The organism is Rhodococcus sp. PML026, assembly GCF_000963615.1.
Classification (GTDB): Bacteria; Actinomycetota; Actinomycetes; order Mycobacteriales; family Mycobacteriaceae; genus Rhodococcoides; species Rhodococcoides fascians.
In genome coordinates this window covers 752,922-768,950 of sequence record NZ_KQ031375.1, presented here as the reverse complement: position 1 = coordinate 768,950, position 16,029 = coordinate 752,922, and the positions used below count along the sequence as shown (strand labels likewise).

At 64.1% G+C, this 16,029-nt stretch carries 15 protein-coding genes and 1 tRNA gene; 12 read left to right on the top strand and 4 right to left on the bottom strand.

Features of this window, described 5'->3' with window-relative positions; translation table 11 throughout:
• Positions 1-95 precede the first annotated feature (95 nt).
• The 10 genes from VF34_RS19070 (at position 96) to VF34_RS19025 (ending at position 10,167) form a co-directional block, all read left to right on the top strand.
• The gene (locus tag VF34_RS19070) at positions 96-788 is read left to right on the top strand and encodes an alpha/beta hydrolase (RefSeq protein ID WP_045841885.1); all 693 of its coding nucleotides are present in this window, start codon (positions 96-98) and stop codon (positions 786-788) included.
• The gene (locus VF34_RS19065) at positions 767-2,053 is read left to right on the top strand and encodes an NAD(P)/FAD-dependent oxidoreductase (RefSeq protein WP_197077492.1); all 1,287 of its coding nucleotides are present in this window, start codon (positions 767-769) and stop codon (positions 2,051-2,053) included. Before VF34_RS19070 ends, VF34_RS19065 begins: the two co-directional genes overlap by 22 nt.
• Positions 2,044-2,823 (top strand): DUF1365 domain-containing protein, encoded by a 780-nt coding sequence (locus VF34_RS19060; protein WP_045841884.1) that lies wholly within the window; start codon positions 2,044-2,046, stop codon positions 2,821-2,823. Before VF34_RS19065 ends, VF34_RS19060 begins: the two co-directional genes overlap by 10 nt.
• Positions 2,820-4,121, top strand: a complete 1,302-nt coding sequence (locus VF34_RS19055) for an SAM-dependent methyltransferase (RefSeq protein ID WP_032372672.1) — start codon at positions 2,820-2,822, stop codon at positions 4,119-4,121. The genes VF34_RS19060 and VF34_RS19055 overlap by 4 nt, the downstream gene beginning before the upstream one ends.
• Positions 4,118-5,443: an SAM-dependent methyltransferase gene (locus VF34_RS19050; protein WP_045841883.1), complete on the top strand. Its 1,326-nt coding sequence runs from the start codon at positions 4,118-4,120 to the stop codon at positions 5,441-5,443. The genes VF34_RS19055 and VF34_RS19050 overlap by 4 nt, the downstream gene beginning before the upstream one ends.
• A 56-nt stretch (positions 5,444-5,499) precedes the next feature.
• Complete coding sequence (locus tag VF34_RS19045) at positions 5,500-6,231, top strand: DUF1295 domain-containing protein (protein ID WP_371828222.1); 732 nt, start codon at positions 5,500-5,502, stop codon at positions 6,229-6,231.
• A gap of 89 nt (positions 6,232-6,320) precedes the next feature.
• Positions 6,321-7,961, top strand: coding sequence for a phosphoglucomutase (alpha-D-glucose-1,6-bisphosphate-dependent) (pgm, locus tag VF34_RS19040; protein WP_027496584.1), 1,641 nt, complete (start codon positions 6,321-6,323; stop codon positions 7,959-7,961).
• A gap of 77 nt (positions 7,962-8,038) precedes the next feature.
• The gene (locus tag VF34_RS19035) at positions 8,039-9,196 is read left to right on the top strand and encodes an MFS transporter (RefSeq protein WP_045841964.1); all 1,158 of its coding nucleotides are present in this window, start codon (positions 8,039-8,041) and stop codon (positions 9,194-9,196) included.
• 25 nt (positions 9,197-9,221) lie between these two features.
• Positions 9,222-9,968 (top strand): DsbA family protein, encoded by a 747-nt coding sequence (locus VF34_RS19030; protein ID WP_032372668.1) that lies wholly within the window; start codon positions 9,222-9,224, stop codon positions 9,966-9,968.
• A gap of 126 nt (positions 9,969-10,094) precedes the next feature.
• Positions 10,095-10,167: transfer RNA gene (locus tag VF34_RS19025), tRNA-Ala, on the top strand.
• Between the two features lie 114 nt (positions 10,168-10,281).
• On the opposite strand, the gene VF34_RS19020 is transcribed toward VF34_RS19025, so the two are convergent.
• Complete coding sequence (locus VF34_RS19020; protein ID WP_027496587.1) at positions 10,282-10,626, bottom strand: histone-like nucleoid-structuring protein Lsr2; 345 nt, start codon at positions 10,624-10,626, stop codon at positions 10,282-10,284.
• Positions 10,627-11,174: 548 nt separating this feature from the next.
• Here VF34_RS19020 and VF34_RS19015 point away from each other — a divergent pair.
• Together VF34_RS19015 and VF34_RS19010 are read left to right on the top strand one after the other, a co-directional pair.
• Positions 11,175-12,260: an N-acetylmuramoyl-L-alanine amidase gene (locus VF34_RS19015; RefSeq protein WP_045841882.1), complete on the top strand. Its 1,086-nt coding sequence runs from the start codon at positions 11,175-11,177 to the stop codon at positions 12,258-12,260.
• A gap of 11 nt (positions 12,261-12,271) precedes the next feature.
• Positions 12,272-13,330 carry a CobW family GTP-binding protein gene (locus tag VF34_RS19010; RefSeq protein WP_032372667.1) on the top strand — a complete coding sequence of 353 codons (1,059 nt, stop codon included), beginning with the start codon at positions 12,272-12,274 and terminating at the stop codon, positions 13,328-13,330.
• A 5-nt stretch (positions 13,331-13,335) separates the two neighbouring features.
• Here the strand turns inward: VF34_RS19010 and VF34_RS19005 are convergent, their stop codons facing one another.
• Genes VF34_RS19005 through VF34_RS18995 form a run of 3 tightly spaced genes read right to left on the bottom strand, consistent with a single transcriptional unit; the run spans position 13,336 to position 15,936 of the window.
• A complete protein-coding gene (locus VF34_RS19005) occupies positions 13,336-13,749 on the bottom strand; it encodes a molybdenum cofactor biosynthesis protein MoaE (RefSeq protein WP_027496591.1) in 414 nt (137 codons plus the stop codon).
• Complete coding sequence (gene moaCB / locus VF34_RS19000) at positions 13,742-14,758, bottom strand: bifunctional molybdenum cofactor biosynthesis protein MoaC/MoaB (protein ID WP_045841881.1); 1,017 nt, start codon at positions 14,756-14,758, stop codon at positions 13,742-13,744. Before moaCB ends, VF34_RS19005 begins: the two co-directional genes overlap by 8 nt.
• On the bottom strand, positions 14,746-15,936 hold the full coding sequence (locus VF34_RS18995) for a molybdopterin molybdotransferase MoeA (protein WP_032372666.1): 1,191 nt from the start codon (positions 15,934-15,936) through the stop codon (positions 14,746-14,748). The genes moaCB and VF34_RS18995 overlap by 13 nt, the downstream gene beginning before the upstream one ends.
• Positions 15,937-16,029 lie beyond the last annotated feature (93 nt).

The window sequence follows — 16,029 nt, the reverse complement described above, 5'->3', positions numbered from 1 at the left end:
TTTCTCTCGGCCCGGTCTTTTTTGTGTCGGACACCTCACAAACACTGCTGTCGACCCGGTCCCACCCGGAGGGGGCTCGGTGCCGAATAGAGGGCATGAGCAACCAGCGGACCCCAGTTCTCTACACGGGGAAGCGGCTGTCGTCGCCGTCGATGGTGGTATTGGTTCTGAGCGGTGGCAAGGACGTGAGTCGCGCGCGCAGCAGGCCGTGGCACCTGGCGGGGTTGAGAATGTGGCCCTTCACCTGGACGCTTCGGCGGGCCGGACGTAGCCGCGATATTTCGGTCCAACAACTGCGATATCGGTTCCGCGGCTGGAACGCCCCCGAACGGACGCCGGTAGAGGACGCGCGGTGGGCGCTGCGCCGCATTCGTGACCGCAATCCCGAAGTTCCTGTGGTCGTGGTGGGTCACTCGATGGGTGGGCGCACAGCTGCTGCGCTGATCGACGACCCGTCGATCGCGGGTGTCGTTGCGCTTGCTCCGTGGTGGCCGCAGGGTACGGAGGCCGACGGATTCGACGAGAAGCGCACGCTGCTCGTGGTGCACGGAACTGCCGACCGGTGGACCGACCCGCGAACCTCCCGTCGCGCGACCGAACGCGCGATGGCGAACGGTGCCGACGCCGAATATCTCTCGGTGCCTGGAGGCCATTTCATGCTGCGTGATCCGCGCGTGTGGTCGCGCGTCACTCGTGACTTCGTTCTCCGTATCGCCGACGAGTCAAGAGTGCGAACCGATTCGAGCGAATCCGGTGCGTCGACGGGCTGCAGGGGAGAATCGTCGTGACCCGCCGTGTCGCCGTCGTGGGCAGCGGGGTGGCCGGCCTCACGGCGGCATACGCGCTGTCCAAGAACTCGTCGGTGACGTTGTACGAGGCCGACTCTCGGCTCGGCGGCCATGCGGACACCCACTTCGTGGACGGCCCCGGTGGTCCGGTGGGCGTCGACACCGGGTTCATCGTGCACAACGACCGCACGTATCCGACGCTGCTCCGTCTGTTCGACGAGCTCGACGTGCCGACGCAGGATTCGGATATGAGCATGTCCGTTCGGTGCGACGGCTGCGGGCTCGAATACTCGGGCGGACAGGGAATGCGGGGCATTCTCGCGCAACGGACCGCGGTGTTCAAGCCACGATTCGTGTCGATGTTGCTCGATGTCAAGCGTTTCCATCGTCTGGCGACCGAGCTACTCGAGCGCGAGGGCGCGGCGGACACCGAGACGACGCTCGCGCAATTCTTGGAGCGGCACTCGTTCTCCGCATACTTCGAATCCCACTTCATGACACCGTTGGTGTCTGCAGTGTGGTCGTGTGATCCGGCCACCGCGCTCGCCTACCCGGCTCGCTACCTGTTCACATTCCTTCGGCATCACGGAATGCTCACCGTCACAGGATCTCCCATCTGGCGTACCGTCACCGGCGGGTCGATCGAGTACGTTCGTCGGGTTGCGGAGCACATCGACGAGGTGTTGCTCGACAATCCGGTACATGCTGTCTACCGGTCCGGGGATTCGGTGCAGATCCGGGACGGCCACGACGACCTGCGCACGTTCGACGCCGCCGTGATCGCAGTCCATCCCGGTGCCGCGCTGAAGATGCTCGCGGAGCCGACTGCGCTCGAACACAGCGTTCTCGGAGCTATGCCGTATTCGGTCAATCACACTGCACTGCACACCGACTCGTCGGTGCTGCCACGAAACATCAGAGCGAGAGCGTCGTGGAACTACCACCTCCCGTCCTGTAGCGCCAAACCCGATCGAGTTCTGGTCAGCTACGACCTGACGAGGTTGCAGCGATTGGGTGACAGCGATCGAAGGATGCTGGTCACCCTCGGGGGAGCAGATCGCATCGACCCGAACACGGTGCTCGACGAGATGACCTACGAGCACCCGCAGTACACCCCCGAATCCGTCGCAGCGCAGCGTCGGCTGCCCGAATTGGACACCGATACGGTGTCGTTCGCCGGGGCGTACCACGGGTGGGGATTCCATGAGGACGGTGCGTTGTCCGGAGCGCGCGCCGCGCAACGGGTGGGGGCCTCGTGGCTCTGACGTCGGTTCTGCCGAACACCCGGGCGCACGGGGCGGCGCTGTATCTCACTCGGATCGATCACGTCCGACGAGCACCGATACGAAATACGTTCTCGTACAAGAGCTACAGCTGGTTCGTCGACCTCGACGCACTTCCCGAACTGCCGCGGATCCTGCGGCCACTCGCATCATTCGATTCCCGCGACCACATGGGTGACCCCGGTGCCACCATTCGCCAGAACGTCGATGCCTTCTTGGCAGAGAGCGGAATCGATCTCGGCGGCGGTCGCATCACGATGTTGGCCAGCGCGCGGGTGTTCGGGCACACGTTCAACCCATTGACTGTGTACTGGTGTCACGACCGCGACGGAGACCTCCGCTGCGTGGTGGCCGAGGTGCACAACACCTACGGGGAGCGATACCGGTACCTGTTGGACACCGGTCGTCACGGTGAGGCACGGACTACCAAAGAGTTCTACGTCTCACCGTTCAACGACGTCGACGGCGAGTACTCCATGCAGCTGCCCGAGCCGGACGCCACACTCCGGCTGTCGATCGTCCTCGAACGTCTCGGTCACCCTCCGTTCGTGGCGACCGTCGTCGGCCGTCGCCGCCAGGTGACGACGCGATCGATTCTTCGTACCGCACTCGAGATACCGATGGCACCGCTGCGAGTGGTGATACAGATTCGCTGGCAGGGCATTCGGCTCTGGGCGCGGGGTCTGAAGATCGTGCAGAAACCTGCCCCTCCGGGGGCGCGGAGAGTTCAGAAGGAAGGAGCTCACAGATGACAACGGTGTCTCGAACCGATTCCGTGTCGCACCCGTCCGGTGCCGGGCCGCGCCCGCTCGTCGATCCTCGGGTCTGGCCCCAGATCGCCCACGTTCCCGGTGGCGCGAAAGTTGCGGTCGCCGCGCCCGTTGCCGACTTTCTCTTCCGTCGTGCGGTCGCGGGATTGCCGGTCCGAGTCGCGATGCCGGACGGCACAGTGCTCGGGGCCGGATCGTCCGACGCACCGTTGATGACGGTCTATCGGCCACACGACTTCGCCGCGCGCGTCGGCGACAGCGGCCTCATCGGATTCGGTGAGGCATACATGGCCGGAGACTGGGATGCCGAGGATCTCACCGCTGTGCTCGAGGTCTTCGCCCGTCGAATGGCGTCGCTGATTCCCGAGCCCTTGCAGCGACTCCGTGGGCTCTACATCCCGAAACCTCCACGGAGTGAGCGGAATACGACGAAGAACACTCGATCCAACATCTCACGTCACTACGATCTGTCGAACGACCTGTTCGAGCTCTTCCTCGACGAGACCATGACCTACTCGAGTGCGTTGTTCGCCGGATCGGGACCCGACGACAGCGTGGAGCTCGCCGACGCCCAGCGCCGAAAGATCGACCGGCTACTCGATCGCGCAGGCGTCGGCGAAGGAACCAGGGTCCTCGAGATCGGCACCGGATGGGGCGAGCTGGCCATTCGCGCGGCCGCTCGCGGTGCGACGGTCCGGTCGGTGACACTGTCGGTGGAGCAGCAGGAGCTCGCGCGTAAGCGTTGCGCGGCAGCGGGATACAGCGATCGAGTACAGATCGATCTCCTCGACTACCGGTTGGTGGACGGTCAATACGACGCCATCGTGTCGGTCGAGATGATCGAGGCCGTCGGTCATCAGTACTGGGCAACCTATTTCGAGACGATCGATGCACATCTGGCACCGGGCGGACGCGTGGCGATCCAGGCCATCACCATGCCGCACGACCGGATGCTGGCCACCCGCAATACGTACACGTGGGTGCACAAGTACATCTTTCCCGGCGGGTTCCTGCCGTCGGTGCGGGCCATCGAGGAGGTGACCGAGCAGCACACCTCGCTTCGGGTTCGCGAACGCCTGTCCATGGGTGATCACTACGCGCGAACCCTGGCCCTGTGGGACAGTCGCTTCCGTGAATACCGCAGCGAGGCAGAGGGTCTCGGGTTCGACGATGTATTCGCGCGAATGTGGCACTTCTACCTCTGCTATTCGGAGGCCGGATTCCGATCCGGGTACCTCGATGTTCAGCAGATCGTGCTCGATCGAAGGGACGACCGATGACCACCTCGACAAGTACCGTGGACCGGACCGATCGCGGCGTCGGTGTTGCACACCGAATTGCCGAGTTGATGGAACCCCTGGTGGGTGGCCCGCTTCCCGTCCGGCTGCAGGCGTGGGACGGATCCGTTGCCGGCGACGCCCTGGCACCGAAAGTGATGGTGCGGAGCCCCAGCGCACTTCGTCGATTGCTGTGGAGCCCTGGTGAACTCGGTGCTGCGCAGGCGTACGTCACCGGGGAGTTGGACGTCGACGGCGATCTTGCCGCGGCTCTCGATCATGTCTGGGGTGTGGTCCGTGAGCGCCGGCTCTCGGCGGTACGACCGGGGCCGGGATCGTTACTACGATTGGCGCGGCTGGCCAAGGATCTCGGCGTGTTCGGCCGCCCACTACCGCCACCCGCGTCGCAGGCCTCGGTGAAAGGGCGGCTGCACTCGTTGCTCCGCGACCGCGCTGCGATCAGCCACCATTACGACCTGTCGAACGACTTCTACGAACTGGTCCTCGATTCGCACATGGCGTACTCGTCGGCGTACTGGACCTCGGATTCGTCGGATTACACCCTCGATGATGCCCAGCGCGACAAGCTCGACCTCGTGTGCCGAAAGATCGGGCTCGACAAACGATCCGGGCAACGGTTCCTCGACGTCGGCTGCGGCTGGGGGTCTCTCAGCCTGCATGCGGCACAGGAATACGGAGCGCAGGTCGTCGGAGTGACCATCTCGCGCGAACAGAAGGCCTTCATCGACAAGCGAATCGCCGACCGAGGACTCCAGGACAACGTCGAGATCCGAATCCAGGATTACCGCGAAATTCCGGACGGGCCCTTCGACGCGGTGGCGTCGATCGAGATGGGTGAGCATGTGGGGGAGGCCAATTACCCGACCTACACCGCCGCACTGCATACCAACGTCAAGCCGGGTGGGCGAGTGCTGATCCAGCAGATGTCGCGAAGAGAGGGCGACAACCCCGGCGGCGGGGCATTCATCGAATCGTTCATCGCGCCCGACATGTTCATGCGTCCGGTCGGGCGGACCGTGGCCATGATCGAGGAGGCCGGACTCGAGGTTCGCGACGTCCATGCTCTGCGGGAGCATTACGTGCGGACCGTCGATGTCTGGACCGAGCGCTTCGAGTCGCGCTACAACGACGTGGTGGCCATGGTCGGGGAAGAAGTCGCTCGCGTGTGGCGGCTGTACCTGATCGGCGGCGGAATGGCTTTCCGGGACAACAGGATGGGCGTCGACCAGATCTTGTCCGTTCGCCCGGTCGACGGGTCGTCCGGGATGGAACCGGTCCGCCCGGTGTGGGTGTCCGCGCGGTGAACTGGTCCGACTTCCTGACCGTATCGCTGGCGAGTCTCGGCGGCACCGCTGTCCTGATGATCATCACCGCCCTCATCGGTGCGCGGATCGGACGCCACAATGTCGTGGATGTGACGTGGGGTGGCGGCTTCGTTCTGATCGCGCTTATCTCGGCTGCGACCGGAACCGGTGATCTGTGGCGACGACTCCTGCTGGTCGTGCTCGTCGGAGTGTGGGGGCTTCGTCTTGTGCTGCACATGGTGCAGCGCTCACGCGGACACGGTGAGGATCCGCGGTACACCGAGCTGCTGTCCAAGGCCACCGGCAACAGAACCTGGTACGCCCTGCGGAAGATCTATCTGACGCAGGCGGTTGCGCTGTGGTTCGTGTCCCTTCCACTGCAGGTATCCGCCGTCTCACACGGATCGGTTCTACCCGTCGTCGTACTCGGCGTAGTGGTCTGGCTACTCGGATGGACGTTCGAGGCAGTGGGCGACGAGCAATTGAAGGCGTTCAAGGCCGACGCGTCGAACAAGGGCAAGATCATGGACCGAGGTCTGTGGTCCTGGACGCGGCATCCCAATTACTTCGGCGACTCGGCAGTGTGGTGGGGACTGTTCCTCGTCTCGGCCTCGGCGTGGCCTGGGGTGTTCACGATTCTGTCGCCTGTCGCGATGACGTACTTCTTGGTGTTCGCCACCGGGGCTCGGCTGTTGGAACGGAGCATGGAGAAGCGTCCGGGGTATCGCGAATATCAGCAGCGAACCAGCTATTTTCTGCCGCGGCCACCGAAACGGCAGAGCAAGTAGCTCGCGGGTGGGGCAGCGGCGTTAGGGTTGAACGAGAAATTCGGTTCGTCGACCGGATTCGGTTCGTTCGAGGATTGAGGAGGCGCATCGTGGCGCACGAGAGAGCTGGAACCACTGCACTGCCGGAGGATCTGGTCGATCTCTCGCAACTCGTCACGGCGTACTACTCGCGCATTCCGGACGTGTCGGAGCCGAGTCAGCAGGTCGTGTTCGGGACCTCGGGTCATCGAGGTTCGAGCCTGGATTCGGCGTTCAACGAGGCGCACATCGTCGCGACCACGCAGGCCATCGTGGAATATCGTTCCGCGCAAGGCATCACCGGGCCACTGTTCATCGGTCGAGACACCCATGCATTGTCCGAGCCCGCGTGGACGACGGCTCTGGAGGTGTTGGCAGCCAACGACGTCGACGTTCTGGTGGACTCGGGGGATCGCTACACCCCGACGCCCGCCGTCAGTCATGCCATTCTCCGGTACAACGAGTCGGGGCCGACCGCGAAAGCCGACGGCATCGTGGTCACACCGTCCCACAATCCGCCGCGTGACGGCGGGTTCAAGTACAACCCTCCGCACGGTGGACCGGCCGACAGCGATGCGACGTCGGTGATCGCTGCCCGCGCCAACGAGCTTCTCCGCGAGGGCATTACCGGTATCAAGCGTGTGACTCTCGCGCAGGCGTTCGCGGGAAGCGTCTCGCGGTACGACTTCCTCGGCACCTACGTGGACGACCTCCCGAATGTGCTCGATCTCGATGCGATCCGCGCCGCCGGAGTTCGCATCGGTGCGGATCCGCTCGGCGGTGCCAGTGTCGACTACTGGGATGCGATCGCCGAACGACACAACCTCGATCTGACCGTCGTCAATCCGTTGGTCGACGGCACGTTCCGCTTCATGACGTTGGACACGGACGGCAAGATCAGAATGGACTGCTCGTCGCCGAACGCGATGGCATCACTGATCGCAGCCCGGGATCGATTCGACATCGCCACGGGCAACGACGCCGACTCCGATCGACACGGCATCGTCACTCCCGACAGTGGTCTGATGAACCCCAATCACTACCTCGCGGTCGCGATCGACTATCTGTTCACCCACCGACCCGGGTGGTCACCGACCGCGGCAGTCGGCAAGACGCTGGTGAGTTCCTCCATGATCGATCGCGTCGTCGCCGGTCTCGGACGAAAGCTGCTCGAGGTCCCGGTCGGGTTCAAGTGGTTCGTGCCGGGCCTGCTGGACGGCGAGCTCGGCTTCGGCGGCGAGGAGAGCGCCGGTGCCTCGTTCCTGCGGCACGACGGGCGAGTGTGGACCACAGACAAGGACGGAATCATTCTGGCGCTGTTGGCCTCGGAGATCACCGCGGTCACCGGATCGACACCGTCGCAACGCTACGCAGAATTCACAGCCGAGTACGGCGATCCGTCGTACGCCCGAGTCGACGCTCCAGCAACCAGGGAGCAGAAGGCTGTGCTCGCCAAGTTGTCGCCCGACCAGATCACAGCCACCGAATTGGCGGGGGAGCCGATCACCGCGACGCTGACCGAGGCTCCCGGAAACGGGGCCGCACTGGGAGGGCTGAAGGTGACAACGGAGAGCGCCTGGTTCGCAGCTCGTCCGTCGGGAACCGAGGACGTCTACAAGATCTACGCGGAGTCGTTCCAGGGCAAGGAACACCTCGCCGAGGTCCAGGCTGCAGCACGTGAATTGGTCTCGTCCGCTCTCGAGAGCTCGTGACCGACTCACCGACACCCGACCACGACAGCCCGGCCCCCGAGCCGGCATTCCAACCCGGAGGCAAACTCCCACCGGAGATCTGGGTACTGGTCTCGGCAGCGTTCGTCATCGCCCTCGGATTCGGCATCGTCGCGCCTGCCCTGCCGCAGTTCGCTCGAGAATTCGGCGTCGGATACACGGCCGCGTCGGCAGTGATCAGTGCCTTCGCTCTCATGCGGTTGCTGTTCGCGCCTGCGAGCGGCGCTCTGGTTCAGCGGCTCGGCGAACGACCCGTCTACCTGATCGGACTGTTGATCGTGGCGGTCTCCACCGGTGCGTGCGCTCTGGCTCAGACGTACTGGCAGCTGCTGGTGTTTCGCGGACTCGGCGGGATCGGGTCGACGATGTTCTCGGTGTCTGCTCTCGGACTGCTGATCAGAATCAGTCCACCTACCAGTAGAGGCCGCATCTCCGGGCTGTACGCGACCGCTTTCTTGCTGGGAACCATCGGTGGTCCGCTCGTCGGCGGCGCGCTCGTCGGTTTCGGTCTGCGGGTGCCGTTCGTCATCTATGCCGTGGCTCTGGTGATCGCCGCTGCCGTCGTGTACTTCACCCTCGGCAATTCCGATCTGGTCAAGCCGGAGAAGGGAACTGCGCCGCCGACGATGTCGTTGCTCGCTGCTCTGCGAATCCCGTCCTATCGGGCCGCCCTGGCGTCGAATTTCGCAAACGGATGGGCCGTGTTCGGTGTCCGGGTGGCGCTGGTGCCGTTGTTCGTCGTCGAGGCAATGCAGCGGTCCGAGGTGTTCGTCGGGATTGCTCTCACGGTGTTCGCAGTGGGTAACGCACTGGTTCTCACCACTGCCGGTCGCCTGTCCGACGTACGCGGACGCAAACCGTTCATGCTGGGCGGTTTGGCGGTGTGCGGCCTGGGAACGGTCGTGATGGGCTATGTCCACGATCCGGTGTTGTTCCTCGCGGTGTCGTTGATCGCCGGAATCGGATCGGGCCTGATGAGTCCTGCCCAGCAGGCCTCGGTCGCCGACGTGATCGGCTCCAAGGCGCGTGGAGGACCCGTGCTGGCTGCCTTCCAGATGGCGTCCGACGTAGGCGCTGTGATCGGCCCGATCGTGGCCGGAATGATCGTGGAACGGGTCTCGTTCGGTCCGGCTTTCGCCGTGACGGGCGCACTGCTTCTACTGGCGGGATTGTGGTGGTCGCGCGTTCCGGACACCCTCGAGCGCGAGCGCAGCTGACGGATACGTCCGTAGTATTCGCTCTGTGAGCGAGAAGAAGACATCCAGCACGAAACACACTCCGCAGGCCTCGTCGAATACCGTGACGTACGTTCTGGGCGGTATTGCATTCCTCGTGGTGGTCGCGGTCGTCGTGGTAGCGATCCTGTGGCAGCGAGGCAGCGACGCGCCCCGGAACGACGGGTACGGATCGGTCAAGAATCCCGAGGTCGAATTGTCGTTGCCGGGAGACGGTGTCGTCGTATTGGCTCGTCCGGGCGCGCAGCGCGTCCTCGATATCTACGAGGACCCGATGTGCCCATTCTGCAGTGATCTCGAGGTGAAGCACGGCCAGGAATTGGCTCAGAAGATCGACGACGGCATTGTCTCGGTCAACTACCACCTGATCAATTTCCTCGATGCGAGCTCGGCCTCGGGTGACTATTCGACGCGGGCCGTTGCGGCGTCGCACTGCGTGGCCGCCACCGAGAATGCGCGGGTCTACTCGGCTTTCCACGCCGCGCTGTTCGACCCGGAATTCCAGCCGGAGGAAGGAAGCGACTCCGACCGAACCGATGCCGAGCTGGCGGAGCTGGCAACGTCGAACGGAGCGAGCGATCTTGCGGTGGAGTGCATCACCACGGGCGCTCAGCGTGACGCAGCGGTGGCGGACGCGACGACCGGTCGGGACGCCTTGGCCGCATCGGGCGCACGCGGAACTCCGGGTGTTCTGGTGGACGGACAGGTGGTCGACGCGCTGGGCGACTCGGAATGGCTGGCTACGGTCGGCTGATCGGGGTCGAGCGCGGGGGCCCGTACCGGAGCATCGAGTACGGGCCGCACCAGCTGATTTGTTGCTGCCGCGAGCGATGGTGTAACTTCGTTCGAGCAACCGCATGAGCGGGAGCACGCAGTACTCGGGGCTATGGCGCAGCTGGTAGCGCACCACACTGGCAGTGTGGGGGTCAGGGGTTCGAGTCCCCTTAGCTCCACCGAGAAAGCAAAAGCGCCGCCCATCGGGCGGCGCTTTTGTTGTGTCTATGGCTTCGGCCACCGAATCGGCGTCTGCAGCGTGAGTCCTGAGACGCCGATTCGGAAGGCGGGAGTCAGTGAGCTGCGTCGAACGCCTGCTCCACTTCGGCTGGTATTCTTCCGCGCGCAGAAATGTTGTGGCCGTTCGCCTTCGCCCATTCTCTGATGGCTTTCGTCTGATTGGCGTCGCGCTTCGCCCCGGTGGCCGGGGAAGTCGACTTCTTCTGTCGCTTTCCGCCCACCTTCGTCGAGTGCTCGATGTAATAGTCGAGCTTGCGGTGGAATTCTTTGGCGTTCTTGTCGCTCAGATCGATTTCGTAGCTGACTCCGTTGACCGAATAGGTTATGTGTTCGCCACCGGATTCGATCGGTTTTTCGTCGATGTCATCGACTAGTTGCACATAGACTTTTCTGGCCATGCTGAAGCTCTCCAATGGTGCAGGGAATGATGCGGGGGGATGTCCAGATCGAACTGTGTCGACTATACGGCCGAACAATGTGTATATCCATGCTGGCCGATCGATTGTTACCGGTTTCGCAGCATTGCCACAGAATCTGCAGATGTATTCGTCGAAACCGACGTGGCGCAGGCATTAAGTGTGTGCGCAGTGCGAGGGATCGCTGTTGCGGTGAACAAAGACAAACTGTCCGGTATTGATAGGAAATTCGTTCTCGGGGTCGGTTCGAGCCGGCGGCCGATTTCGGAGTTTTGCGGGACGTGTGTCGCCGTCGTGGGAAACATGAGAAGGCTGGCAGATCGCAACGGATCGATCACGAAATGCACTCCTTTGGCTAACGAAATTCGATCAGGGGCTCGAATGGTTCGATATCTGGTTCACTCGAGCAGCAAGTGTCTGTTGTGACGCACGGTAGCTCCTGATGTCAATGGGAACCGCGTGGCTCGACGGCGTCCGAGGTGCCGAGAGGGGAGTGGCGCGACCGGCTCCACCGGAGCGCCCACGAGTCGATGAAATCTTCACGAACAGCCGGGTCGGCTGCGGTGACGCTGATGTGCGCAGGTCTACTGGGTGCTGGAGCACTCGTCGGCGCACCGGTATCGGCCGACCCGTCCGCGCCCGCCACTGCGCCGTCGGCGACACCCGGCACGGCATCGGCCGGACGAGAGTTGACGGGAAAGACGGTCTTCCTCGATCCGGGTCACCAGGGCACAGCTCACTCGGAGAATCTGCAACGGCAGGTCGACGACGGGCGCGGCGGTACCAAGGATTGCCAGACCACGGGCATGACCACGGTGGACGGGGTGCCGGAGCACACCATCAACTGGAAGGTCTCGGAGCTGGTTCGGTCCAGTCTGGAGAGTCTCGGTGCGACGGTGAAGACCAGCCGCGTCGACGACACCGGGTGGGGCGGGTGCGTCGACGATCGGGCTCGCGCTGCCAGCGCGTCCGGAGCCGATGTGGCCGTCAGCATTCATGCGGACTCGACGAGCACGACGACCGACACCGACAAGCACGGATTCCATCTGATCGTGCCGACACTGCCGATTCCGAATGCGGCGGCCGATGCGGCTCAGTCCGAGGGCGGGCGCTCGGCCTCGAAGCTGATGAGAGATTCCTACGTTCGCGCCGGGTTCGATCCCGCCAATTACTCGGGCGTCGTCGACGGGATCCAGGAACGATCCGACGTCGCGGGGCCCGCACTGACGACTGTTCCGTTGGTGTTCGTCGAGATGGGCAATGGTGCCAACCCGGACGACGCGGCGGTGCTGGAGGGCTCGGACGGTCAGGTGAAGCATGCGATCGCCATCTCCACCGGCATCATCGACTATCTCCTCGGAGCCGAGACTGCCTCGTCGCCGGACGTCGCAGTTCCCACCGCCTCTGCGCCGACGCCGACGAGCGCGACTGTCCCCGCAGCTACGTCGACGTCCGTAGCGGGTCGTAGTGCCTTGTCTCGACTGCTCGAAAGTGTCTCGCCGTATGTCGAATCGTTCGGTGTCGACGGATTGAAGGGATTGGTGACCGACGAGAACGTCAGCAGCGTCTCCACCTTCGCTCGAGGCCTCCTGAATCGAATTCTCGCCGCCCGGTAGTCTCGACCGGCGTGGCGCGTCGACGAATTCCGGTGGTGATCGTTGCCGGCTTTCTGGGTGCCGGCAAGACCACTCTGCTCAATCATCTGTTGCGCAACGATGCGGGAATTCGGATCGGCGTCGTGGTCAACGATTTCGGTGCGATCAACATCGATTCCATGCTCGTTGCAGGACAGGTCGATTCGATGGTGTCACTGGGCAACGGATGCATCTGCTGTGCGGTGGACATCACTGACATGGACGCGATGTTCGATGCGCTGGCACACCGCCGTTCGGCCATAGACGTGATCGTGGTGGAGGCCAGCGGATTGGCGGAGCCACGGAATCTCATTCGAATGGTGCGCGGCAGTGAGAACGAGTTCATCGTGTACGGCGGATTGGTGGGAGTCGTCGACGCGGTCGAATTCGCGGTTACCCGCACCCTGCATCCCGAAATCGATCAGCATTTGCAATTGGCGGATCTGGTGGTATTGAACAAGTCCGACGCCGTCGAGGATTCGGAGCGCTCTGCGGTGGTGTCGACGGTTCGGTCCATTGTCGGCGACGTCCCTGTCGCAGCTGTGTCGTTCGGACGCGTCGATCCTCTGTTGTTGTTCGACCGGCCCCAGAACGGGCCGGTCGAATCCGCACTACCCGTGCAATTGTCCTTCGACGAACTTCTCCGCGAGCACCTCGACGAAAACAGCTGCCACGAGCACGGACACCACCGACACCTGCATGCGCAGTACTCGCACACCGAGTTCGTCAGCACTGCAGCGATGGAGCCGCGTCGGCTGATCGCATTTCTCGAGAACCCGACCGGAAACCTCTACCGCATCAAGGGTGTCGTGCATTTCGACCTGCCGGGACACCAGCAGAAGTTCATCGTGCAGACGGTGGGGCGACACATCCGGTTCGAGAGTGCAGCGTGGTCACGGGATGAAGCCCAGCAGACATCACTGGTGCTGATCGGCACCGAACTCGATGCGGACGCGGTCGAACATCGACTGCGGGCCTGCGTGCGCGGCCCTGACGACGCAGTCGACGCCTCGGCCATGTTGCCTGTCCATCGATACCTCGAGCCGGCGTAGGTCTTCTACAGTCCGACCCATTCGGTGCGCCCGCCTTCGAAGCCCTGCCGTTTCCAGATGGGTACCTCGGCCTTGATGCGTTCGACCAGTCGGGCGCACGCCTCGAACGCCTCGGCGCGATGAGCCGATCCGACTGCGGCCACGAGCGCGAGATCGCCGACCCGCAAGTCCCCGACGCGATGCACGGCAGCGACCGCAAGACCGGTTTCGGACGAGACCTCCGAGCAGCATCGGCTCAAGAAGCGTTCCGCATCGGGGTGGGCGCGGTATTCGAGAGTTTCCACGGCGTGGCCACCGTCGTGGTCACGAACGATTCCGCTGAACAGCACCACGGCACCGTGGTGCGAATCCTGTACCGCGGCTTCTACTTCGGCGGTCGTCAGCGGCTCGTTCGAGATGCGGGCGACGAGTTCAGTCATCGTGGGGTCCTCCTCCTGAGATCTGGGCGAGTACATGATCGAGGAGCGGATCGAGAACGGCCAAGCCGTCTTTCACGCCTCCCGGTGATCCGGGCAAGTTGACGACGAGGGTACGTCCGATCAACCCGGACACCCCGCGACTCAGCACCGCGTGCGGCGTCGCGGAGGTTCCCTTGGTGCGGATCTGGTCTGCTATTCCTGGCATCTCGATGTCGAGCAGTGCCGCCGTGGCCTCCGGAGTTGCATCGGTAGGGGAGACGCCGGTTCCGCCGGTCGAGATGATCAGCGACGGCTCGCCGCGTAGCGAGTCGCGGAGTCCGGCCTCGATGTCGGCATCGGCGTACACCAGCGGGCCGCGCACCGCGAAGCCCCGATCGGTCAGCCAGGATGCGATGGACGGGCCGGTGGTGTCCGGGCGGGTCCCGCGAGCACCGCCGGTGGAGGCCACGAGCACGACCGCCGACTTCGTCCCCTCCGACGGCCGAGCGTCGTCGTCGGGGGCGGTCGCCTTCGCATCACGCTGCCAATGTCCATGCTTACCACCGTCTTTGGTGATCAGCCGGACGCCGTTCATCGTCGCACCCGGGTCGACTGCCTTGACCATGTCGTGCAGAGTCAACCCGGCAACCGCGACGGCGGTGAGGGCTTCCATCTCGACGCCGGTCCTACCGGTCGTGCGGGCGGTGGCCTCGACCGTGATGGAGGTGTCGGTGAATCCGAAGGAGATCTTGACCGACGAGAGCGCCAGTTGATGGCACAGCGGAATCAGATCGGACGTGCGCTTGGCAGCCGAGATACCGGCGATCCGAGCGGTCGCCAGGACATCGGCCTTCGGCATGCCGTCCGCCTGCACCAACCCGATGACCTCGGGCGTGGTGACGAACTCGCCTGCCGCCACAGCCGTTCGGGAGGTTTCTTTCTTGTGCGCCACATCGACCATGCGGGCGCGGCCCTCGTCGTCGAGGTGCGACAGGGGGTTCTGCGGAACTTCGGTGGTCACAGCGGCCATACCTCCACGGGTGATCCTGCGGCGAGTTCGGTTGTCTCGGCGGCGATGTCGATGAGCACGTCGGCCCACGCCAGTGCGGCCACCAGGTGGGACCCCGGTCCGGCGACCAGTTCGACCCGGCCGTCGTCACGCAATTTTCCGCGGAGCAGTTGACGCCTGCCCGGCGGCGAGGTGATCGACTGGAACAGAGTCGCAGGGCCCGACAGGACCGGTGGCAGGCCGGCCGATCGCCGAACGATGTTGCGCGCGAACATGATGTACGACACCACGGTGCTGACGGGGTTGCCGGGGAAACTCAGGACCGGGGTGCCGTCGAACATCGTGATGCCCTGCGGTCCACCCGGTTGCATCCGAACCGATCCGAACTGTCCACCCAGCGGCGCGAGAACGTCCTTGACCACCTCGAAGTCGCCCATCGACACTCCACCGGAGGTGATGATGAGCTCCGCCGATGCGGCTGCGGAGGTGAGGATGCTTCGGAAGCGTTCCGGATCGTCGGTGCTGCGTGCGACGGTGACCACGTCGGCACCGCTCGCGCGCAGGTGCGCGGCAAGAGTGATGCCGTTCGAGTCGAAGATCTGACCGGGCGAGAGCGTCTCGCCTGCGTCGGCCAACTCTGCTCCGGTGGTCACCACGGCCACCCGAGGACGCGACCGTACGTCGACGGTGGCCAGTCCGACGGCCGCGAGAACCGAGATGTGCCGGGGCTCGAGCACTCTGCCCGCGTCGATCAGGACCGTTCCCGCGCGTACGTCGCTACCCTGTTCGCGCACGAATTCGCCTGCGACGCGGGCTCGTTCGACGGTCACCGCACCTGCGGTGGTCACCGTGGTGTCCTCCACGGGGACGATAGCGTCCGCTCCGTCGGGTATCGGTGCGCCGGTCATGATCTTGGCTGCGCTACCGGGCGTGAGCGTCGACGGTCGGGTGGGTCCGGCAGCGATGATCGTCGATACCGGAAGCGTCACGGGCGCAGACTGCACCGAGCGAGAATCGACCGCATAACCGTCCATCTGCGAATTTCGGAACAGAGGTAGATCGACGGGGGAGGTCACATCGTGGAATGCCACCCGCCCCAGTGCGTCGGCCAGCGGTACTCGTTGGGCTGCTCGGGTGCCCAAGTCTGCGAGCAGCGACTCGATCGCTGCTGCGTGCTCCTCGACGGATACGGCGCTCACAGTGCAGGTCCGGTGATCGCTCGAGTGTGCTCAGCCGTCATGGCTGCCAATCCTAGGCACGCCGACACGACGGGCGCGTGTGGGCTGCGGCAT